22 protein-coding genes are annotated in these 20,161 nt (G+C 73.2%); 12 read left to right on the top strand and 10 right to left on the bottom strand.

What is annotated here, in order from left to right:
* Nucleotides 1-17: 17 nt before the first annotated feature.
* A complete protein-coding gene (locus AB0K28_RS22620) occupies nt 18-482 on the bottom strand; it encodes a nuclear transport factor 2 family protein (RefSeq protein ID WP_364373142.1) in 465 nt (154 codons plus the stop codon).
* A gap of 184 nt (nt 483-666) precedes the next feature.
* Here AB0K28_RS22620 and AB0K28_RS22615 point away from each other — a divergent pair, with 184 nt between their 5' ends.
* Entirely contained in the window at nt 667-1,665 is a 999-nt protein-coding gene (locus AB0K28_RS22615; RefSeq protein ID WP_364373139.1) for a hypothetical protein, read from the top strand.
* Between the two features lie 72 nt (nt 1,666-1,737).
* Nucleotides 1,738-2,775, top strand: a complete 1,038-nt coding sequence (locus AB0K28_RS22610; protein WP_364373136.1) for a P1 family peptidase — start codon at nt 1,738-1,740, stop codon at nt 2,773-2,775.
* 84 nt (nt 2,776-2,859) lie between these two features.
* Here AB0K28_RS22610 and AB0K28_RS22605 read toward each other — a convergent pair whose 3' ends face one another.
* Complete coding sequence (locus tag AB0K28_RS22605; protein WP_364373133.1) at nt 2,860-3,489, bottom strand: helix-turn-helix domain-containing protein; 630 nt, start codon at nt 3,487-3,489, stop codon at nt 2,860-2,862.
* A 70-nt stretch (nt 3,490-3,559) separates the two neighbouring features.
* Between AB0K28_RS22605 and AB0K28_RS22600 the strand changes: the two genes are divergently transcribed.
* The gene (locus AB0K28_RS22600) at nt 3,560-4,441 is read left to right on the top strand and encodes an NADP-dependent oxidoreductase (protein ID WP_364373130.1); all 882 of its coding nucleotides are present in this window, start codon (nt 3,560-3,562) and stop codon (nt 4,439-4,441) included.
* On the opposite strand, the gene AB0K28_RS22595 is transcribed toward AB0K28_RS22600, so the two are convergent.
* Complete coding sequence (locus AB0K28_RS22595; RefSeq protein ID WP_364373127.1) at nt 4,408-5,604, bottom strand: MFS transporter; 1,197 nt, start codon at nt 5,602-5,604, stop codon at nt 4,408-4,410. The genes AB0K28_RS22600 and AB0K28_RS22595 overlap by 34 nt on opposite strands.
* Before the next feature lie 81 nt (nt 5,605-5,685).
* Here AB0K28_RS22595 and AB0K28_RS22590 point away from each other — a divergent pair, with 81 nt between their 5' ends.
* A complete protein-coding gene (locus AB0K28_RS22590) occupies nt 5,686-6,558 on the top strand; it encodes a LysR family transcriptional regulator (RefSeq protein ID WP_345407461.1) in 873 nt (290 codons plus the stop codon).
* A 20-nt stretch (nt 6,559-6,578) separates the two neighbouring features.
* Nucleotides 6,579-7,067, top strand: coding sequence for a hypothetical protein (locus AB0K28_RS22585; protein WP_364373124.1), 489 nt, complete (start codon nt 6,579-6,581; stop codon nt 7,065-7,067).
* 1 nt (nt 7,068) lies between these two features.
* On the opposite strand, the gene AB0K28_RS22580 is transcribed toward AB0K28_RS22585, so the two are convergent.
* A complete protein-coding gene (locus AB0K28_RS22580) occupies nt 7,069-8,097 on the bottom strand; it encodes an alpha/beta hydrolase (RefSeq protein WP_364373121.1) in 1,029 nt (342 codons plus the stop codon).
* Between the two features lie 95 nt (nt 8,098-8,192).
* Between AB0K28_RS22580 and AB0K28_RS22575 the strand changes: the two genes are divergently transcribed.
* On the top strand, nt 8,193-8,783 hold the full coding sequence (locus AB0K28_RS22575; RefSeq protein WP_364373118.1) for an XRE family transcriptional regulator: 591 nt from the start codon (nt 8,193-8,195) through the stop codon (nt 8,781-8,783).
* Nucleotides 8,780-9,832, top strand: a complete 1,053-nt coding sequence (locus AB0K28_RS22570) for an ABC transporter substrate-binding protein (protein WP_364373115.1) — start codon at nt 8,780-8,782, stop codon at nt 9,830-9,832. Before AB0K28_RS22575 ends, AB0K28_RS22570 begins: the two co-directional genes overlap by 4 nt.
* A 23-nt stretch (nt 9,833-9,855) precedes the next feature.
* Here AB0K28_RS22570 and hemC read toward each other — a convergent pair whose 3' ends face one another.
* Complete coding sequence (gene hemC / locus AB0K28_RS22565) at nt 9,856-10,791, bottom strand: hydroxymethylbilane synthase (RefSeq protein ID WP_345407452.1); 936 nt, start codon at nt 10,789-10,791, stop codon at nt 9,856-9,858.
* 72 nt (nt 10,792-10,863) lie between these two features.
* On the opposite strand from hemC, the gene AB0K28_RS22560 reads away from it, so the two are divergent.
* Nucleotides 10,864-11,802: a hypothetical protein gene (locus AB0K28_RS22560; protein WP_364373112.1), complete on the top strand. Its 939-nt coding sequence runs from the start codon at nt 10,864-10,866 to the stop codon at nt 11,800-11,802.
* A gap of 7 nt (nt 11,803-11,809) precedes the next feature.
* Here the strand turns inward: AB0K28_RS22560 and AB0K28_RS22555 are convergent, their stop codons facing one another.
* Together AB0K28_RS22555 and AB0K28_RS22550 are read right to left on the bottom strand one after the other, a co-directional pair.
* Nucleotides 11,810-12,382: a hypothetical protein gene (locus AB0K28_RS22555; protein WP_345407446.1), complete on the bottom strand. Its 573-nt coding sequence runs from the start codon at nt 12,380-12,382 to the stop codon at nt 11,810-11,812.
* Complete coding sequence (locus AB0K28_RS22550; RefSeq protein ID WP_364373109.1) at nt 12,379-13,239, bottom strand: helix-turn-helix domain-containing protein; 861 nt, start codon at nt 13,237-13,239, stop codon at nt 12,379-12,381. The genes AB0K28_RS22555 and AB0K28_RS22550 overlap by 4 nt, the downstream gene beginning before the upstream one ends.
* Nucleotides 13,240-13,245: 6 nt before the next feature.
* Between AB0K28_RS22550 and AB0K28_RS22545 the strand changes: the two genes are divergently transcribed.
* On the top strand, nt 13,246-13,611 hold the full coding sequence (locus tag AB0K28_RS22545; RefSeq protein WP_364373106.1) for a hypothetical protein: 366 nt from the start codon (nt 13,246-13,248) through the stop codon (nt 13,609-13,611).
* 2 nt (nt 13,612-13,613) lie between these two features.
* On the opposite strand, the gene AB0K28_RS22540 is transcribed toward AB0K28_RS22545, so the two are convergent.
* Together AB0K28_RS22540 and AB0K28_RS22535 are read right to left on the bottom strand one after the other, a co-directional pair.
* A complete protein-coding gene (locus tag AB0K28_RS22540) occupies nt 13,614-14,855 on the bottom strand; it encodes a PP2C family protein-serine/threonine phosphatase (RefSeq protein WP_364373103.1) in 1,242 nt (413 codons plus the stop codon).
* 58 nt (nt 14,856-14,913) lie between these two features.
* The gene (locus tag AB0K28_RS22535; protein ID WP_364373100.1) at nt 14,914-15,864 is read right to left on the bottom strand and encodes a nitronate monooxygenase; all 951 of its coding nucleotides are present in this window, start codon (nt 15,862-15,864) and stop codon (nt 14,914-14,916) included.
* A 158-nt stretch (nt 15,865-16,022) separates the two neighbouring features.
* On the opposite strand from AB0K28_RS22535, the gene AB0K28_RS22530 reads away from it, so the two are divergent.
* On the top strand, nt 16,023-16,487 hold the full coding sequence (locus AB0K28_RS22530; protein WP_364373097.1) for a pyridoxamine 5'-phosphate oxidase family protein: 465 nt from the start codon (nt 16,023-16,025) through the stop codon (nt 16,485-16,487).
* Nucleotide 16,488: 1 nt separating this feature from the next.
* Here AB0K28_RS22530 and AB0K28_RS22525 read toward each other — a convergent pair whose 3' ends face one another.
* On the bottom strand, nt 16,489-18,369 hold the full coding sequence (locus AB0K28_RS22525; protein ID WP_364373094.1) for an alpha/beta fold hydrolase: 1,881 nt from the start codon (nt 18,367-18,369) through the stop codon (nt 16,489-16,491).
* Between the two features lie 186 nt (nt 18,370-18,555).
* Between AB0K28_RS22525 and AB0K28_RS22520 the strand changes: the two genes are divergently transcribed.
* Nucleotides 18,556-18,960 carry a GntR family transcriptional regulator gene (locus tag AB0K28_RS22520; protein ID WP_345407422.1) on the top strand — a complete coding sequence of 135 codons (405 nt, stop codon included), beginning with the start codon at nt 18,556-18,558 and terminating at the stop codon, nt 18,958-18,960.
* Nucleotides 18,961-18,971: 11 nt separating this feature from the next.
* Nucleotides 18,972-20,078 carry a hypothetical protein gene (locus AB0K28_RS22515; protein ID WP_364373091.1) on the top strand — a complete coding sequence of 369 codons (1,107 nt, stop codon included), beginning with the start codon at nt 18,972-18,974 and terminating at the stop codon, nt 20,076-20,078.
* Nucleotides 20,079-20,161: the final 83 nt, after the last annotated feature.

Here is a 20,161-nt window from a genome sequence, read left to right as displayed (position 1 = left end):
CGCCGTGAAACCTTTGCTCAGACAGCCGTGTCCGGCCGGCAGGCGTCGGCGATCGCTCCCGGATCCCAATAGAAGGGGCGGCATTCGAACATGCGGCCGTCCCTGACGGTGATCAGCTGCACGATCAAGGTGTCGACCTCCCGGCCGGTGGCACGGGCGCGAAAGCGCACCCGGCTCCGCACGACCACGGTGTCCCCGTCCCCCCAATGCTCCTGCTCCAGGAACTCCATCGACTCCCAGACCGCACTGAACCGGGCCAGGAACCGCTCCATGCCGTCGTGGCCGCGCCAGGTTCCTGAGCCGGTGAAGGGCAGCCCGGGAGCCTGATGCAGGGTCACCTCCGGATCCAGGTAGGCGGCGACGTCGTCGTAGCTCGCCTTGCCGAATCCACCCGCGGCCACGTACGCGGCCTCGGCCTCGTAGATCCTCTGCATCACCGTCCAGGCGCCGGCCTGGTCACTCGTCGTATGCGCTGTGCTCATGACACCAGCGTCGCCGACCGGGACGATCTCCGCTGGCGGCCATCAGACCTCTCACCCGTGCCTGCTCAGAGCCGGCCGGCGCCCCCGAGACCGGCGCTTGAGTAGGCGTTACTCAGGTGGATCCGGGCGGCCGCACCCACTCTGATGAGAACGGCTCCGCAGAGCACAACGGGAGGGGATGGCCGTGATCTACATCACGCTGGAGAGTTTCCGCTGTCACAGCAAGACCGACGAGGTCGGCTCGGACGAACCGTACATGATCGTCGCCGCGGTCGACCTCAGGCCGCCGAACTCGCCCGTGCCCAGGTCGCGCGTCTACCGGTACGGCCCGTTCGGCGACGTGGACGGCCAGGAGACGCACCAGGTGCCGTTCCAGTCGTTCTGGGGCCTGGCGGGCGAGGAGCGGGCGCTGCCCAACCCGGACGACGCCATCTTCATCGTGGGCATCATGGAGAACGACAACGGCGACCCGGAGAACCTGCGCGGCATCGTCGCCGCCACCGTCTCCGGCACCATCGGCGCCACCCTGGGCATGCCCCGCCCGACCATCGTCGGCCGGCTGCTCGAGGACATCAACTCCGCGCTCAAGACCGTCACCGGTGCCCCGAACTTCGACGACCAGGTCGGCCCGCCCCGCGAGGTGCGCTTCACGTCCGGCGACATCGCGCTGGCCGAGACGGGCAACCCGGCGCGGCAGTCGCTGCGCATCCAGGGGGACGGCGGCGACTACACGGTGACGTTCAAGGCGATCAACCGCGGTCAGGCCGCCTGGCGGTTCTGCGCGCGCTGCCGCGGCCTGTTCTTCGACGGCTACCCCACCAAGGGCGTCTGCCCGGCGGGCGGCGGTCACGCCGCCGCCGGGTGGATCTTCTTCCTGCCGCACGACCGGCCGGGCCCGCTGGGCGGGCAGGACCAGTGGCGGTTCTGCGACAGGTGCTTCGCCATGTTCTGGAGCGGCGACCCCGCCAACCAGGGGCGCTGCCCGGCGGGCGGCGCTCACAACAGGCAGGGCTACATGTTCTTCCTGCCACACGACCACAACGGCCCCGGGCAGACCGAGTGGCGCTTCTGCGACAAGTGCCGGGTGATGTTCTGGAACGGTGAGGCCAACAAGGGCGCCTGCAGCGCCGGCGGCGGCCACCGCGCCGCGGGCTTCGTCTTCAAGCTCGACTTCACCCCCTGACGTGGCACCCGCCCCCGGCCTCACGGCACCCCGGTGCGGCGGGGGCGGGACGGCCCGGCGATACTGCTCGACGTGACACGACCAGACGGCGACCACGGCGTTCCGAGCGGGCGGGTGCGGGCGCGGGAGCTGGGGGTGGTGGTCGGAGGACTGCCGACCGGGCCGCTCAACGCGATCACCGACGTCGAAGGGGTCCTGGTCGGCCACACCACGCTGGACGACGGGGCCGACCTGCACACCGGCGTCACCGCGATCGTCCCCGAGCAGTTGCTCGCCACCTGGCGGCTCCCGGCGGCCGTCGAGGTCGGCAACGGCTACGGCAAGCTCGTCGGCTCCACCCAGATCGACGAGCTCGGCGTCCTCGAGTCGCCGATCGTGCTGACCGGCACGCTGTCGGTCTACCGCGCGGCCGACGCGCTGCTGTCGTACGTGATGCGGCTCCGCCCCGACGGCCTGTCGTTCAACTGCGTGGCGGGGGAGACCAACGACGGGTTCCTGTCCGACATCAGGCGCCGGCCGATCACCGAGCGGCACGTGCTCGACGCGCTCGAAGGCGCGGCCTCCGGCCTGCCCGGCGAGGGCTGCGTGGGCGCGGGCACCGGCACGACGGCGCTGGGCTTCAAGGCCGGCATCGGCACCTCGTCCCGGCGGCTGGTGATCGAGGGCGTCCCGGTCACGGCGGGAGCGCTCGTCCAGGCGAACTTCGGCGGCGTGCTGACCGTCCAGGGCGTCCCGATGCCGGCGGCCGAGCTGGTGCCGGGAGCCGGCGGGGCCGAGCCGCCGGGCAACTCCTGCATGATCGTGATCGCCACCGACGCCCCGCTCGACGCCCGCAGGCTGGGCCGCCTCGCCCGCCGCGCGATCTTCGCGATGGGCCGGGTCGGGGCGTCGTACTCCAACGGCAGCGGCGACTACGCCATCGCCTTCAGCACCGCCCCCGCATCGTCCCCGCTCCTGCCCGACGAGACGCTCAGCCCGCTCTTCACCGCTGTCATGGACGCCGTCGAGGAAGCCCTGCTCAACTCCCTCTTCAAAGCCACGACCACCACAGGACAGGGCCACACCGGCCACGCCGTCCCCTACGACCGGCTCCTGCGCGAACGCCCCTGACCTCAACGGCTGGGGGCCCGCCGCCCTCATGAGCGAAACCGTCTCTGTTCTCACGGGCTGGCGGGATCGCTCTCCTTGCGTCTGCTACGAAGGTGCGGAGCCTGCGTGATCTTCGGCGCCGGCCTCCGGTCTTTCGAGCGCGGGGGCCGCCGTTTCCCAGGCCGCCGCGATCATCTCGAAGACCTCGTCCACGGTCGCCTCCGGGTCGATGGACTCGCGGGCCAGGGAGAAGGCGTCGATCACGAACCTGGCGATCGCCCGGCAGGCCGTCGTCTCCGGCGGCAGCCCGACATGGGCGGTAAGGGCCGTGGCCAGCGCCCGTGCGTGGCGCAGCCGCATGGACTCCTCGTACGCCCGCAGCGCCGGCACCTCGTCGATCATGCGCCACAGCGGGGCGGCGTCCTCACTCGTGCAGTGGCGTACGAGGGCGTGGATCTCCCGCCGGAGTGCGGGCATGAGCGGCTCGTGCGGCGCCCGGTCGCGGACGGCCTGGACGAGGCGCTGCTCGAAGTTCTCGTCCTGGTCGAACACCAGCGCCTCTTTCCCGGCGAAATGCGCGAAGACCGTGGTGACCGCCACGTCGGCCTCGGCGGCCACGTCGCGGATGCCCACCGCGTCGTAGCCCCGCTCCATGAAGAGCCGCAGCGCGGCGTCGGCGATCTTCTGACGGGTCGCCGCCTTCTTGCGTTCGCGACGTCCGGTGGGCACGGTCATGCGCTGATGCTACCAGCTACGAAACAACAACGGTTTTGAAACACTAACGGTTAGTGTTACGGTCGGCGGCATGAAGAAAGTGAGCTTCGCCGCGTACGGCGGCCCCGACGTCCTGCACCTCATCGACGCCGAGGAGCCCCACCCGGGCCCCGGCCGGATCCGCGTCGCGGTGCGCGCCGCCGGCGTCAACCCCTACGACTGGCGGGTCCGCGAAGGCATGAACCAGGTCGAGCTGCCCGCCGGCATCGGTCTCGACGCCGCCGGAGTGGTGGACGAGATCGGCCCCGGCGTGACGGGCGTGGAGATCGGCGACCCGGTGTTCGGCGAGGGCCACGAGACCTACGCCGAATACGCCGTCCTGGACGCCTGGACCCGCGTCCCCGACGGCCTGACGTTCGAGGAGGCCGCCGGCTACCCGTCGGTGATGGAGACCGCGCTGCGCGTCATCCGCGAGACCGGCGTGCAGCCAGGGCAGACGCTGCTGGTCAGCGGCGCGGCCGGGGGAGTGGGGTCGGCGGTGCTGCAGGTGGCCCGCGACCGCGGCATCGCGGTGATCGGCACCGCGGGGGCGGCGAACCAGGACTACGTACGCGGCCTGGGCGCCCGCGCCACCACCTACGACGCGGGCTGGCCCGGCCGGGTGCGCGAGCTCGGCCCGGTGGACGCCGCCATCGATGTGGCCGGCGCGGGCGTCGTCGGCGAGCTGGTCGAGCTGACCGGTGACCCGCGCCGGGTGATCTCCATCGCCGGCCTGGACGCCCCCGAGTTCGGCGTCCGCTTCTCCGGCGTGGCGGGCAGCATGCCGGCCGCGCTCGCCGAGACCGTCCGCCTCATCGGCCTCGGCAGGCTGCACATCCCGGTCGAGAAGGCGTACGCGCTGGCCGACGCCGCGCAGGCGCACATCGACAGCCAGGCGGGTCACACGAGGGGCCGCCGCGTCCTGCTCGTCTGAGCGGCGAGGACGAGCAGCAGCGCGGCCGCGGTGAGCCCGATCCCGAACCAGACGACGCTGGACACCCCCAGCCGGTCCGCGAACACCCCGCCCACCAGCGCCCCCAGCGCGATCGAGGTGTTGTACGCCATCGTGTTGAGCGACATCGCGGCCTCGAACGTCTCGGGAGCGGCCGCCTGCGTCATGGTGACCTGGCTCAGCTGCACCACGCCGAACGCCACCCCCCACACGACCAGCGTGACGACCGCCCCGGCCGCGCTCTGACCGAGGAAGAGCAGCGCCAGCAGCGACGCCACCAGCCCGGCGCTCCCGGCGAGGAAGCCGCCCCTGGCGTTCCTGGCCACGACGGGCCCGGCGACGAGGTTCCCGATCGCGCCGCCGGCGCCGTACGCCATCAGCGTGATCGTCACGAACAGCGGCGTCGCGCCGGCGTGCTCCTCCAGGAACGGCCGCACGAACGTGTAGGCCCCGAAGTGCCCGAGCACGAACAGCACCACGGCCGTCAGCACCAGCCGCAGCGGCCCGTTGCGCAGCGGCAGCAGGAACACCTCCCGCACCGACACCGCGTTCGCCGACGGCAGTGAGGGGACGAGCACGGCGACCGCGACGAACACCAGCGCGCTCAGCCCGCTCCAGATGAGAAAGGTGGTCCGCCAGTCGGTCAGGCTCTCCAAGGTCGTACCCAAGGGGATGCCGGCCACCGCCCCGATCGAGATGCCCGACATGACCACCGACGCCGCCCGGCTCGCGTGCCGCTCGGGCACCAGCCGCATCGCCATGGCGACGCCGATCCCCCAGAACACGCCGCTGGCGAACCCCATCACCAGCCGCGTGCCCAGCACCAGCGGATAGCTGGGCGACACGGCGGTGATCAGGTTGCCCAGGGTCAGCACCGCGAGCAGCGTCGCCAGCAGCACGCGCCGGTTGACCCGCCTGGTCCACGCCACGATGAACGGCACTCCCAATCCGGCCGACACCCCCATCAACGTCACCATCAGCCCGGCCGCGCCGACCGAGATGTCCAGGCCGGCGCTGATGGGGGTGAGCAGGCCGACGGGCATCAGCTCGGTGGTGAGGAAGACGAACAGGCTGGCGGTGATCGCCGCGACCCCGAGCCACGGCCGGACAGCGGACTCATGCCGCACTTCTTGCTGCAATGTCATGCGTTCCAGGGTGGGGGAGGGGCGATCAATGAGTCCAACACATCTTCGTCATCGTGATCGATCGTGCGGCACGATGGATGGATGGAGCTGCAACAACTGAGGTACGTCGTCGCGGTCGCCGAGACGCTGAACTTCACCCGCGCCGCCGAGCGCTGCCGCGTCGTCCAGTCGGCGCTCAGCCACCAGATCGCCGCGCTCGAACGCGAGCTCGGCGCCCGGCTGTTCGAGCGCACCAGCCGCAGGGTCCGGCTGACATCGGCCGGTGAGGCGTTCCTGCCGGAGGCCCGCGCCTGCCTGGAGGCCGCCGACCGGGCGCGGGCCGAGGTGGCGGCCGCCGGCGGCGAGCTGCGCGGCCGGCTCGCCGTCGGCGCCATCCCCACCGTGACCGCGCTCGACCTGCCGGTCCTGCTGCGCGACTACCGCCGCCGCCACCCCAAGGTCGGCATCACGCTCACCTCGGCGGGCAGCGACCACCTCATCGAACGGGTCCGCCAGGGCGGCGCCGACGTCGCCTTCCTCGGCCTGCCGCCGCGCGCCGAACCCAAGGGCGTGCGCAGCCGCAGGCTCGGCGGAGGCGAGCTGGTCGCCGTGGTGGCCCCCGACCACCCCCGTACGGAGCCGGAATCGGACCTGGCGGGCCTGGCGGACGAGCCGTTCATCGACTTCCGGGCGGGCGTGGCCGGGCGCGTGCAGTCGGACGAGGCGTTCGCGGCGGCGGGGGTGCGGCGCGAGGTGCCCTTCGAGGTGTCGTCCGCCGACTTCATGGTGGACCTGGTACGCCAGGGCCTCGGCGTCGGCATGCTCCCCGCCGCGTACGCCACCCGCTTCCCCGACCTGCGCGTCATCCGCCTGCGCGGCGCCCCCACCCGCGTCGAGCACCTGATCTGGCAGGACCGCCCGTCCCCGGCCGCCGCCGCCTTCCTCGGCCTCATCGACGAGCGGCCAGGCTCGTGAAATGTGGGATCATGACCGCCATGAGTTCTGACAGGAGCCCCGAGGACGGCAGGGCCGATCTCGGCGACATGATCGGAGAGCTGCTCTCTTTCTGGACGTTCGGCCCCGAGGCCCACGCCTCCGAGCACAACGTCCGCTACCACCCCGTCAAGCTCGTCGTCTGGACGGTGGTGGCGATCGGCGTCTCGGCCGTCGTCTCGGCCGTGCGGCTGGCCCTGTTCGGTGAGCCGACGGCGGGATGGGCGGTGGCGCTGTTCCCGCTGGTGCTCCCGCTCACCGGCGCTCTGGCGCACCGGCCGCCCCGCTACGTCCCCGGCCTGGTCGGCGGTCTCGTGGCGGGCCTGGTCGTGGCCCTGCTCCTGGGCATCGACCTCGGCCAGTCCTACAGCTCGTTCTGGGCGGGCTTCGCCGCCCTGTGCGCCGGCTTCCTGGCCTGCTCGGTGGTCTTCGCCGCCGTCACCTGGCCGCGTCCCACGCCGGCGGACGACGGCGGCAACGCGACCGGGTGAATCATCCGGCGAGGAAGCGCAGCAGCTCCGCCGTGACGAAGCGGGGGTTCTCCTCGACCAGCCAGTGACCGGCCTTCGGCACGTCCACGGCCCTGACGATGTCGCGTACGCGCGGCTCGACCGTGGCGCGAACCGCGTCCAGCTGGCCCTGGGCGGTCATGAGCAGGGCAGGCACCCGCACCGGCGCCGCCGCCGTGGTGTCGCGGACGTCCTGGTCGAGCGCCCGGTAGAGCTCGAAACCGCCTGACAGGGCCGAGGGGCGGCCGTACGTGCGGGCGTACTCGTCGATCTCGGCGTCGGTGAACGGGGACCGCTCGGAGGTGCCGCCGAACGCCGTCCCGCCGTAGGCGACCTGCGGGTAGAACAGCGCCAGATACGCACGTACGTCGTCGTCCACCACCGTCTCGGGCACCCGCCGCTGGGAGTGGAAGGCGATGTGCCAGCTCAGGGACCGGTACATGGCCGCGTCGATGCCCGGCCCCGGCAGCGGCAGGTCCAGGTAGCCGAGGCGGGTGGTGTGCCCGGGGAACTGGGCGGCGTACTGGAAGGCCACCGCCGCTCCGAGGTCGTGGCCGACGACGGCGGCGTTCCTGATCTTCAGCCGGTCGGCGATCAGCGTGTGCACGTACCGGGCCAGCGTCGCCTTGTCGTACCCCTTCGGCGTGCCGGTGCTGTCACCTAGTCCCGGCAGGTCCACGGCGTAGACGGTGTGGTGCTCGGCGAGCGCCGGCATGATGGGCCACCAGCCGTACCAGGTCTGCGGCCAGCCGTGGAGCAGCACGACGGGCGAGCCGCTGCCGCCGGTCACGTAGTGCATCCGGACGCCGTCCACGTCGGCGAACGCGTGCCGGAAGGTGCTCCTGAACGCCGTGTCATCGTGGGTGGCGGCGGCGTGCGGCGGGACGTCGCCGGCGGCCGGGGACGAGCACGCGGCGAGCAGGACGGTGAGCAGGACGGTGAGAACGAGGGCCGTCGCCACCCGCGCCCGCCGGAGGAGGCGGCGCGGCGACGGCCGGGTCGCAGTGATCATGGCTTTCCTTTCGATCCTTTCGCGTCGGGACGCCCAGTCTTATGGGACATGTCAGGGATGGCACGAAAACTTGCGGGTATGGCAAGATGGCCGGCATGGATACGGAAACCGATGAGGTGATCGAAGGCGTCGGGCCGCGGCTGCGCGCGCTGCGCCGCCACCGCGGCATCACGCTCGCCGACCTCGCTACCACCACCGGCGTGTCCGAGAGCACGCTGTCCCGGCTGGAGAGCGGGCAGCGCCGGGCCACCCTGGAGCTGCTGCTGCCGCTCGCCCGCACCTACAACGTCCCGCTCGACGACCTGGTCGGCGCCCCGCGCACCGGCGACCCCCGCATCCACCTGACGCCGATCCACCGGTTCGGGATGACGTTCGTGCCGCTGTCCCGCCGTCCCGGCGGCATCCAGGCGTTCAAAATGATCATCCCCGCGCCGCAGGAGCCGCTCGTCCCGTCCCCGAAGACGCACGACGGCTTCGAGTGGCTGTACGTCCTCACCGGCCGTCTGCGCCTCGTCGTCGGCGAGCGCGACCTGACGCTGCCGCGCGGCGAGGCCGCCGAGTTCGACACCTCCTCGCCCCATTGGCTGGGCAGCGCCGACGGCAAGGCGGTGGAGCTGCTCATCCTGTTCGACCCGCAGGGCATGCGCACCCACATCCACGCCGACCCCCACCGCCCGGCCCGATGAGCACGTCACCCGTCCGGATCGGCGTGCTGGCCCCGCTGACCCCGCCCGGCTGGGCCGAGGCGGGCCGGCACCTGCTCGCCGGCCTCGAACTCGCCGCCGCCGAGGCCAATGCCGCCGGACCGCCCCTCGAACTCCTCGTACGGGACACCGCGGCCGACCCCGCCAGGGCTGCGGCGGCCGTGGACGAGCTGGCCGGGCTGGGCGTGGCCGCGCTGGCGGGCGAGTACCACAGCGTCGTCGCCCGCGCGGTCGCCACCAGGGCCGACGCCCTCGCGGTGCCGTACCTGTGCTCGTCCGCCGTGCTCGACGCCCTCACCGACGAGCCGACCCCCTGGGTGGCCCGCATCGCCCCGGCGCAGTCGCGCGGCTGGCGCCTCTACGCCGACCACCTCCTCGGCGCGGGTCACCGCCGCGTCGCCGTGGCGGCCCAGCCCAGCGTCTACTGGGCGACGGGCACCCGCATCCTGCGCGACCACCTGGCCCGGCACGGCGGCACCGTCATCGAGCTCGACCCGCTCCCGCCCGAGACGCTGTGCGACGCCCTCGTGCGGCACTCCGCGACCGCCCTGCTGCTCCTGACCGGCCACCCGGAGCCGGCGATGCCGATCGTCCGAGCGGTCCGCGACGATCCGCGCCTCACCGGCCTGACGCTCGGCGCCCCCGCCGGCCAGCCTGAGCTTCCCTCCTGGGCCGCGCTAGGCGAACGCGGCGCCGCGATCCCGTTCCTGCGCTACCTCCCGGAACGTCTGACCCCGCTCGGCGTCCGCGTCGAGCACGCCCTGCGCGAACGGCTGGGCGAGACGCCGTCCTTCGTCGCCTTCGAGGGCTACGACACCATCACGGTCCTCGCCGGAATCCTTCGGCACGGCACCGAACGCGAGCACATCGCCGCATCCTGGCCACACGTACGGGCCGAAGGCACCCGCGGCCCGATCCGGTTCTCCCGCGAGCCGGGCATCGGCATCTGGCAGTGGACCTGGCCCCCCATCCAGGTCGTCGACCGGGACCCGGCGAACCCCGGCGAGTTCCGCGTGCTGCGCGTCGCGTGAAGCCGCTGCGGCGGGCCGCCCGCTCAGTGCGGGATCACGTCGATGACCTCGCGGGCGCCCTGACGGAGCAGGGCCACGGCGACCGAGGTGCCGAGGGTGGCCGGGTCGAGCGGCCCGGCCCACTCGTGGGCGTCGAGGACCGTCTTGCCGTCGGGGGAGAACACCCGCGCCCGCAACGACAGGCGGCCGTCGCGCTCGGCGCGGGCGTACCCGGCGATGGGGCTGTTGCAGTGGCCCTGCAGGACGTGCAGCAGCATGCGCTCGGCGGTGATCTCGCGCCAGGTGGGCTGGTGATTGAGGCCGGCGACGGCGTCGATGGTCGCGGAGTCGTCCTCGCGGCACTGCAGCGCGAGCACGCCGGCACCGATCGGCGGGCACATCGTCTCCAGCGACAGCGTCTCGCTGATGCGCTCGCTCAGGCCGATGCGCTCAAGACCGGACACCGCGAGCATGAGGGCGTCGGCCTCGCCCGCGTCGAGCTTGGCCAGGCGGCTGTTGGCGTTGCCGCGGATCGGCACGCAGCGCAGGCGCGGGTGGGAGGAGGCGAGCTGGGCGACGCGGCGTACCGACGAGGTGCCGATGCGGGTGCCGTCGGGCAGCTCGTCCAGGGTGAGGCCGCCCGGGTGGACGAGCGCGTCGCGCAGGTCGTCACGCTTGAGGTGGGCGGCGAACACCGTGCCCGCCGGGAGCGGGCGGTCGGCCGGGATGTCCTTCATGCAGTGGACCGCCAGGTCCGCCCGGCCGGTCAGCAGCGCCTCGTCCACCTCCTTGGTGAACGCGCCCTTGCCGCCCAGCGCCGACAGCGCCCCCTGCCACCTGTCGCCGGACGTCGTCACCGGCACGACCTCCGTGCGGATGCCGGGGTGCAGCGCCGCGAGCTCGGCGCGGACGCGTTCGACCTGGGCCAGCGCCATGGGCGACGATCGGGTGGTGATGCGGATGAGCTCGGGTACGGCCATTCGCCGATCGTAGACCGTCACCCCTCGCACCGGACTCGGATCGCCGACGAAAGGGAAGATCGGGATGACCTCATGGTGACCATTCCGCACCATACCGGCGGGCAGCGGCGGCCATGGACGGCCCTGCCCGCGCCCGTCGTCGAAGAGATCGAGCGGCTGCTCGGCGCCCGGGTGACCGGCGCCACCGACCAGCCGGGCGGCTTCTCGGAAGGGGTGGCCGCCCGGGTCCGGCTCGCCGACGGCACGCACGCCTTCGTCAAGGCCGCCCAGACCGCGCGGGCACCCGCGGCGGCCGCCTTCCACCGGCGGGAGGCGCCGATCTCGGAACGGCTGGCGGGGCTGGCGCCGGTGCCCCGGCTGCTGGGCGCGTACGACGACGGCGACTGGGTCGCCCTGGCCTTCGAGGAGATCGACGGCCGGCTGCCCGCCCAGCCGTGGCGGCGGGACGAGCTGGACCGGGTGCTGGAGACGGCCGGCGAGCTGGCGGCGCTGCTCACGCCGTCCCCGGTCGAGGAACGCCTGCTGGCCCGGCCCCGGCTGGGCGGATGGGCGGCGCTGACCTCACCCGAGGCGCGCCAGGCGCTCGCCGTGCTGGCACCGTGGGCCGCGGATCGGCTCGACGAGCTGGCCGGGGCCGAGGCGGGGGCGGAGTCGCCGTACGAGGGGGACACGCTGCTGCACGGCGACCTCTATCCGTTCAACGTGCTGATCTGCCCCGACCGGGTCGTCGTGGTGGACTGGCCGCACGCCTGGGCAGGGGCGCCGTACGCCGACGTCGTCACGCTGCTGTCCAGCGCCCGGCTGAGCGGCGTCGAGCCCCAGCCGCTCGCCGACGCCCACCCGCTCACCCGCCACCTCGCCGCCGCCCAGATCGACGACCTGCTCGTGCTGCACGCCGGGTTCCTGCTCAGGCTGGCCGTGACGGCGGGGCCCGGTGCGGACCGGGCCCTCCTGAAGATGGCGACGGCGCTCGGGCGGGCGTCGCTCGACTGGCTGCGCGAGCGGTGGTGACGCCGCCTCAGCGCAGGCGTTCCAGCTCGGCCGCGCGCCGCAGGTCCTTGGGACGGCCCAGCGCGCGCCGCATCAGGATCAGGTCGTCGAGGCAGGCGTAACGCACCTGGAGACCGTCCCGGCCGGTGGCGGTGAGCGCGCGGTCGAGGAACCCGGGCACGTGCAGGTCGCCCCACGGCAGCGCCGGCGTGCAGCAGTCGCCGCCCGCTCCCCGCACGGTGAACGGCACTTTCGGCCGCAGGAACGATTCCGGCTCCACGGGCGGCCCGCCGGCCGAGGCGAACGCCTTCGCCAGGGCCGGGGCGTTGGCCGGGTTGCCGTCCCAGAGCAGGTCGAGGTCGCCGGTCAGTTCCTCGGACCCGTGCATGATCCCCGCCACCTGCCCGATCACCACGGCCCTGACTCCGTGCCGGTGCAGGGCTTCGAGCAGCGGGAACGGGTCGAAGCCGATCGCGCCGTCGGTGCCGATCGTGCCGACGTCGTCGTCGGCGTCCTCATGGCCGAGCCCGGTGCTCGTGCGATGAGTCTCCTGGGTACGGTGGACGGCGGCGCGCAGGCGCTCCAGCGGATCGTCGATCATCCGATGCATGAAACACCACCAGAGCCCGCGCCGCACCCGTATTTCCGCAGGGAACCAGGCGTACGGCCCAGCAACTCGCGGGCCGTTCTGGCCAGGTGGGCCTGATCGGCGAAACCCGCCTCGGCCGCCGCCGACGCCACCGACCCACCCGGCAGCGCGGAGACCGCCACCCGCAACCGCCCCCACCGCCGCAGCCGGACGAGCGGCACCCCCACCGCCGCCCGCACCAGGGCCCGCAGCCGCGGCATCGACAGCCCGACGTCGGCCGCGATGACGGCCGGCGCCTCACCCAGCAGCCCCCGCCGCACGGCGTACGCGACCCGTGGGTCGAGGGACGGTGCGCCGGTGCGCGCGGCCAATTCGGCGAGGAAGTCTGAGGCGGCGTCGCCAAGCGCGAGCGGCCCGGCAAGGAAGCCGGCGGCGGCATCCCGCGTGACCGGCCCGGCCGGGAGGCCATTGGCGGCGCGCTCGGCGCGGTCGTCGGTCGCGGCCGAGGACAGGGTCGAGGGCAGGGTCGAGGACAGGGCCGCGTGCAGTCTGCGGACGGTCGCGGGTTCCAGAGCCACCGGGCCCAGGCCGGGGCGGATGAGTGTCGGGTCGATGAACAGGGCGACGTAGCCGGACGTCACTCCGCACGTATGGGCGAACTCCGGTGGCACGATGAGGCCCGCCGCCGTGACGGAGGCGCCGGTGTCCGGGCGGAGCCAGGCGTGTCCGCCGAGGGGGAGCACCACCTTCCAGACCGGGTGGCGGTGGCGGCCGACCTGGAACGGGGCCGACTCGCCGAAGACCGTCACCCCGCCGTCGGGAGCGCGATCGTTTCGTTCAAGCGCCGGTGTACGGAGGGGAGGGAGCATCGCGGCATGGATGTTATCGCGGCCGTCCTGGCGGTCTTCCTGGGCGTGACGGGGGTGGCGCATTTCGTCGTCCCCGGATATTTCCGGTCGCTGGTGCCGTCGTGGCTCGGCGCGGCAGGGCTGCTGGTGGCGGTGAGCGGGGTGGCCGAGCTGGTGGTGGGCGTGTTCATCGCGGTGCCGCCGACGCGCGCGGCCGGTGCCTGGGCCGCCGCCGCGCTCATCGGGGCGTACCTGATCTCCCATCTCGACGCGGTACGGCACGCCAGGCCCCGCCACACGAACGTCCTGCTCCGGCCGGGGGTGGTCGCGGCGAGACTGGTGGTGAACGTCGGGTACATCGGCTGGGCGCTGTTGGTGGCGACGGGGGCGTGAGGTCAGAGGACGAGCTGGTGGGAGGGACGGCGGGGCTTCCACTCCACGGTCATCACGGTCGCGTCGTCCTGCAGCCGCCCTCGCTGGTGGGCCAGGATCGCCTGGATGAGGCGCCGCAGCGTCTCCGGGGTCGGGAGCCCGTCGGCCTCCCGCTTGGTGACGAACCCGATGAACCGCTCGAGCCCGAACCGCTCACCGTCCGGGCTCTGCGCCTCGATGACGCCGTCGGTGTAGAACAGCAGCCGGTCGCCGGGCTGCAGCTGGAAGCGCAGCTCCCCGGTCGAGACGCTCAGCCCGAACCCCATCGGCGGGTCGGGGATGCTCGACAGCGTCGCCACCAGCCGTCCGTCGCGCAGCACCAGCGGCGGGTGGTGCCCGCGGTTGACCCAGGCCAGCAGCCCGGTACGCAGGTCGAGCGAGGCCAGCACCCCGGTGGCGAAGCGGCCCTCGAACTCGCTCATGATCGCCTCGTCCACCGCCTGCGCGGTCTCGGCCAGGCTCATGCCCTGCCTGCGGTGGTTGCGGCCGGCCCCCATGGCGAGCGTGGCGGTCAGCCCGGCGGAGGTGTCGTGGCCCATCGCGTCATAGATCGACAGGTGCAGGGTGTGGCCGTCGATCGCGTAGTCGTAGGTGTCGCCGCCCATCTCGTACGCGGGCTCCAGCGCCGCGCTGACCACCACGTCGTCCTTGGCGAACGTGCCGGGCGGCAGCAGGTTCCACAGCACCTCGGCCGACAGCGCCATGGGGCGGGCGCGTACCAGGCGGGCGCACGAGTCGCTGTGCGGGCGCTTGCTCATCACCAGGAGCGCCACCAGCGACGCGAGCGTCTTGATCCGCCGCTCCACCACCTCGCCGCCGTGCGGCACGGTCACGCCGAGCAGGCCGATCCGCTCGGTGCCGTCGAGCAGCGGTGCCCACACCCGGTACGGCCCCTCGCCGCCCGGCTGGGACCGCACCAGCGACACCGACCGGAACGCCCGCCCCGCCAGCGTCCCGTCGATCCTGATCGTGGGCAGCGGGCCGCCCGCCGCGTCCACCTGGTTCGCCAGCGGGACGAGGAGCAGCTGCTGCAGGTCGGTCACGTAGATCGAGACGTCGGAGAAACCCTCGAGCCGCGCGTGCTCGGAGACCAGTGCGGGCATCTCCTCCATGCCGGCCAGGTGCATGGCCTCCAGCAGGCCGTCGATCGTCCGCTCGCCCTCGCTCGGCACGCCGGGCAACGCCTGCTCACTCTCGCCCCGCAACGCCGTCCCCCCTCCGCGCGGTCCTTTTCCCGCTCCTACCCGCGCGGGCCGCGCTCGATCAGGGGGCGGCGAAGCGGGACAGCAGCTCGTCCGCGGCGGCGAAGCCGGCGACCACGTCGGCGGCGTCGCGCTCCCGCGTCACCGTCCCCACGGCCTGGCCCGCGTAGACGTAGGCGGTGTCGAAGTCGCGGCCCTGCCGTGCCGCCTCCAGCCCGGCGCGTGCCTGCTCGTCGCGGGCCAGCTCGTCCTCGCGGTCCCGCCAGCGGTCGTAGAACGCGTTGCGCAGCGCCCGGCCGCCGTACTCGGGCGGCCACGGCAGCCCCTGGGCGACGTCGAAGACCCGCCCGTACGCGGTGCCCGTCTCCCCGGCGTCGAGCACCCGCCGCAGCCCCTCGGGCGGGAGCGTCGTCTCGGTGCAGCCGAGGAACGCGGTGCCGGCCCAGCCGCCCTCGGCGCCGGCGGCCAGCACGGCGGCCAGCCCGCGCGCGGTGGCGATGCCGCCCGCGGCCAGCACCGGGACGCGGACCGCGTCGAGCACGGTCTGCAGCAGCGGCAGCGTGGCCACGTCGTCGCGGCCGTGCCCGCCGCCCTCGCCGCCCCTGGCCACCACGGCGTCCACGCCGGTCCGCTCGGCCTGCACGGCCTCCTCGGTGGTGCCCGCCTGGACGGCCACGGTGATGCCGGCCGCGCGCAGCGGCTCGACGTACGGGGCGTAGTCGCCGAAACTCACCGACACCAGGGCGGGACGCACCCGCAGCACCGCCTTCAGATGCTCGTCGGACAATCCCCAGGCCAGCAGCCCGATGCCGTACGGTCGCCCGCTCGCGGCGGCGATCGCGGCCTGCTCCTCGATCCACGACACCGGCACCGACGGCGGCACCCCGAACATGCCGAGCGCTCCCGCCGCCGACACGGCCCCCGCGAGCCGCCCGTCGCTCACCCCCGCCATCGGCGCCCCCACCAGGGGTACCTGCAACTCGAACCGCTCGGTCAACCAGGTACGCGGCATTGTTCCTCCTCGCTCAGCCCATGGCGGCCTCAGCGTAACCCTGTCCCCGTTCGACCGCGTACGCGGACTGCCGCCGGCTCTGATGCGTGAGGCCTTCATTTCATCGATGACACGCGGGACCGAGGTGGTTGTCGGTGCGGCGGTCCATGATGGGGGGCATGGCTTCTTGGCAGGAGTTCCAGCGTCAGGCGCCCGAGCTGGCCGAGGCGGCTCAGCGGGTCATGGACGCGTACAAGCACAAGGTCCTCGCCACCCTGCGCAAGGACGGGTCGCCGCGGGTCAGCGGCACCGAGGTCGAGCGCAAGGACGGCGAGCTGTGGCTGGGCTCGATGGGCGGCGCGGTCAAGGCGCACGACCTGCGGCGGGATCCGCGGATGGCGATTCATGTCACGTCCGTGTTCAACGACGATCCCGCCGCGTGGGAGGGCGATGTGAAGCTGGCCGGCCGGGCGGTGGAGATCACCGACCCGGACGCGTTCGCGGCGGCCGGGCAGACCGAGCCCGGCTCTCACCTGTTCCGCGTCGATGTGGGCGAGGTGGTGTGGACCCGGGTCGAGGACGATGAGCTGGTCATCCGGTCCTGGCACGAAGGGGTGGGGGAGCGGGAGTTCCGCCGCAAGTGATCTACTTTGTAAAGGCGGCCTCTCCGAGCACCCGGTGGATCTCCCGCAGGACGAGCGCGGGTTCGGCGAGGTGCACGTAGTGGTCCTGCGTGGCGGCGACGACGTGCCGTCCGCGCGTGGAGAGCCGCGCCGTCCGTTCGCCGCCGTCCTGGGCGCTGATGACCGTCAGGGGCAGGCCGCCCCATGACCCCGGCCCGCTGGGGAGGCCCCGGACGGCGCGGACGGTGGCGTCGTACGCGCGCATCTCGGCAGCGGCGGCGGCCCAGGTGGCCGGGCCGAAGACGACGGGCGCGTTGGCGCGGGTGAGGCGTGGTTCACGGGGGTCGACCATCCAGGCTCCGGTACGCAGCAGCCCCGCGCCGGCCGCGAAGGACCACACGTGCGCCTGGATCGTGGCCGGGGTGGCCAGGCCGGTGTTCCGCTCGTCCGCGATGTCGAGCAGCACCAGCCCGGCGACCTGCTCGGGCCGCTGCGCGCGCAGCAGCCGCAGGACGTGCCCGCCCCAGGAATGCCCGACGAACACGAACGGCCCCCGCTCGCCCGCGTTCGCCAGCAACGTCACGAGTTCAGCCGCCTCGGCCGAGGCGTCCCGCACGCCGGGGCCCGGCTCGCTCCAGGCGTAACCCGCCCGGTCATAGGCGCAGGACCGCCGCCCGGAAGCGGCCAGCTCCCGCTGCAGGCCGTCCCAGGTCGTGGACGAGTCACCCCATCCCGCCTCGAACACCACCGCCGGGCTCCCGCTGCCCAGGCAGCGCAGGTGCAACTGGTGCGTGCCGGCGCTGACGAGGCGGCCAGGCGCGGGGAAGCGCCGCGCGTCCGTGCGAGCCATGGACTGCTCGACGGCCGTCCCGGCGAGCGCGGCCACGATGACCAGGCCGAGTGAGGCGGCCGCGATCCGCCGCAGGGGACGCGGCCGCCGCCGTGGGAGGCCGCCGAAGGCGGGGTCGCGTTCGGCGGCGCGCCGGATCGCGCGCGCCCCCACCAGGATGACGGCGAGCATGATCAGCCAGCCGGGCCAGCCGCTGAGGCCGACGGTCCACGGGTCGCTCAGCGCCCGCTCGTCGTCGGCGCTGAACACGACGTTCACGAACGCCGTGACCAGCGTGTTGTTGGCCGCGTGGGCGAGCACGCCGGGCCAGATCAGCCCGGACGCCAGGCGCAGCCATCCGAGCAGGATGCCGAAGAACACCGTAGATACCAGGAAGGGGACGAACCCCGCCGAAGCGCCCGCGCCGACGTACCCGGGCAGGTGCCACACCCCCCAGATCAGCCCGCCGGCCAGCAGCGCCGGCCACAGCCCGAGGGGGCGGAGCCGGGGGAGCAGGAAGCCCCGCCAGGCCCACTCCTCGCAGAACGCCAGCGGCAGCACCACCACCAGCAGCCCGATGTTGACCGCCAGCGCGGACAGGATCAGCTGGAAGGGCTCGCCGCTCGTGCCGTACACGTCACGCAGCCCCGAGAGGTTCTCCAGGTCGGTCGGATACTCCCCCGCCCACGCGCCGATCGCGACGGCGAGGAAGCCGGAGGCGAGCGTGGCCCCGAGCGCGATCGCGCAGAAACGGACGAGCCGGCGAACCGGGCGGACCGGGACGAGCGCGGTGTCGCGCGCGACGGTGCCCATCCGCCCGCCCATCCGCCCGCCCATCCGCCCGCCCATCCGCCCGCCCGTCCGCCTGTCCAGGCGCAGGGCCACGAACGTGGCCAGCCCTACCGCGATCATCCCGCCCGGCGCGACCACGTCGACGCCGGTACGCACCCGCAGCAGCCAGAGCAGCCACGGGATGCCGAAACCGATGAGCACGAAGACGGTCAGCTCGCGCCGCCGGCCGCCGGGGGTGCCGCCGGGTGGGCTGACGAGGTGCGGTTCAGCGGTCGATCGCATAGGGGGAGCCCTTTCCGGGTGAGCCGACGGACAGGTCGCCTGCCTGCGCGAACACGATGGACGGTTCACTCGATGCGGATCGCTGGATGGTCATGAAGATCGTTCCTCTCGCTGGCTCGGCGGACGCGCTCCAGGGCGCGCCTTCTCTATCTGTTATAGTTCAGCTATATCAGATAGACTGCAACTGTGCTTCTGACGATCGACCTCGACAGCGAGGTGCCGATTTACCAGCAGATCCGCGACCGGGTGGTGGAGGCCATCGCCGACGGTGATCTGGAGGAGGGATCGGCGCTGCCATCCACCCGGCAGCTGGCCGCCGACCTGGCGATCAACTTCCACACCGTGAACAAGGCCTACGACCTGCTGCGCAGGCAGGGAGTCATCCGGATCAACCGCAAGAGCGGGGCGGTGGTGCGCCGCGACGCCGGCTCGGGGCCTGCGGAGGCGGGCTTCGCCGAGGAGTGGGAGACCCGGCTGCGGACGCTGCTCGCCGAGGCGGTGGTGCACGGCCTTGGCGAGCAGGAGGCGTTGCGGCGGTGCGGTGAGGTGCTCGACTCGTTCGGAGCCAGGAAAGGGAGGACGCCGGCATGATGATGATCGCCTTGACCTGTTTGTCCCTGGTCGCGCTGCTGACGGCGGTGGCGTGGGCGGTGCCGGTGCTGGGCCGCCCGGCGCTGCCGTTCGGCGTCCGGGTGCCCGGCACCCACGTGGCCGACCCGGCCGTCACCGCCCAGCGCCGTCGCTACACCCGTTCCGTCCTGCTCCTCGGCGGCGTCGCGGCGCTGCTCGCGCCGTCCGCGGCGGTCCTCCTCGGCACGCCCGACGTGGTGCAGGCCGTCATCGTGGTCCTGGGCGCCGCCCAGATCGGCCTCTTCTACGCCGCCCACCGCGCGGTGACGGCGGCCAAACGCCGCGGCAAATGGTACGAGGGAACGCGGCAGGCGACCGCCGCCGACACCACGCTGCGCACCGACCCGGAGCGCGTACCGTGGCGGCTGCTCATCCCGCCCGTCCTGCTGCTGCTGATCACCGCGGCCGTCGGGTCAACGCGCTACGCCGCCCTGCCGGAGACACTGGCCACGCTGCGCGGCTGGGGCGTCGACGCGGTGACCCGCGTGCCCACGACCCCCGCCACCGCCTTCGCCCCCGTCCTGTCGCAGCTCGCCCTCACCCTCCTCACCCCGCTCCTGGTCGCCGCCCTGCTGCGGGCCCGCCCCGACCTCGACGCCGCCCACCCCCAAGGGTCGGCCCGCCGCTACCGCGTCTACCTGCGCGGCCTGTCCCGCCTCCTGCTGGCCGGCGTGGCCTGCGCGAACCTCACCCTGCTGCTCCTCGCCCTGCAGATGTGGGAGACCTTGCCGTCCGGCACGCTCGTGACGGTGCTCACCTGGCTGCCGGTGGCCGCCGTGGCGCTCGCCGGCCTGACCTTCGCGGTACGCGTCGGCGAAGCCGGCCACCGCCTGCCCCCGCTGCCGGGAGAGGAGCAGGAGTCCGGCTACGTCCAGCGCGACGACGACCGCCACTGGCACCTCGCCGGCATGCTGTACGCCAACCGCATGGACCCGGCGATCCTCGTCCACCAGCGCGTCGGCGGCCGCTGGACCCTCAACCTCGGCAACCCGATCGCCTGGGCGATCACGGCCGTCATCGCCATGGTGGCCCTGCTCTCCGTCCTCGGCGTCATCGACCTCCCCGAATCTACAATGTAAAGGCGCAACTCGGGCAGGTGCTCCTCAGCTGACCGTGATAGCGTCGCCGGACGCCACTGTGGCCAGAGGAGGTGAGACCGATC

Source organism: Nonomuraea sp. NPDC049504 (assembly GCF_040676845.1).
GTDB lineage: Bacteria > Actinomycetota > Actinomycetes > Streptosporangiales > Streptosporangiaceae > Nonomuraea > Nonomuraea salmonea.
This window is presented reverse-complemented; position numbering and strand designations above follow the sequence as displayed.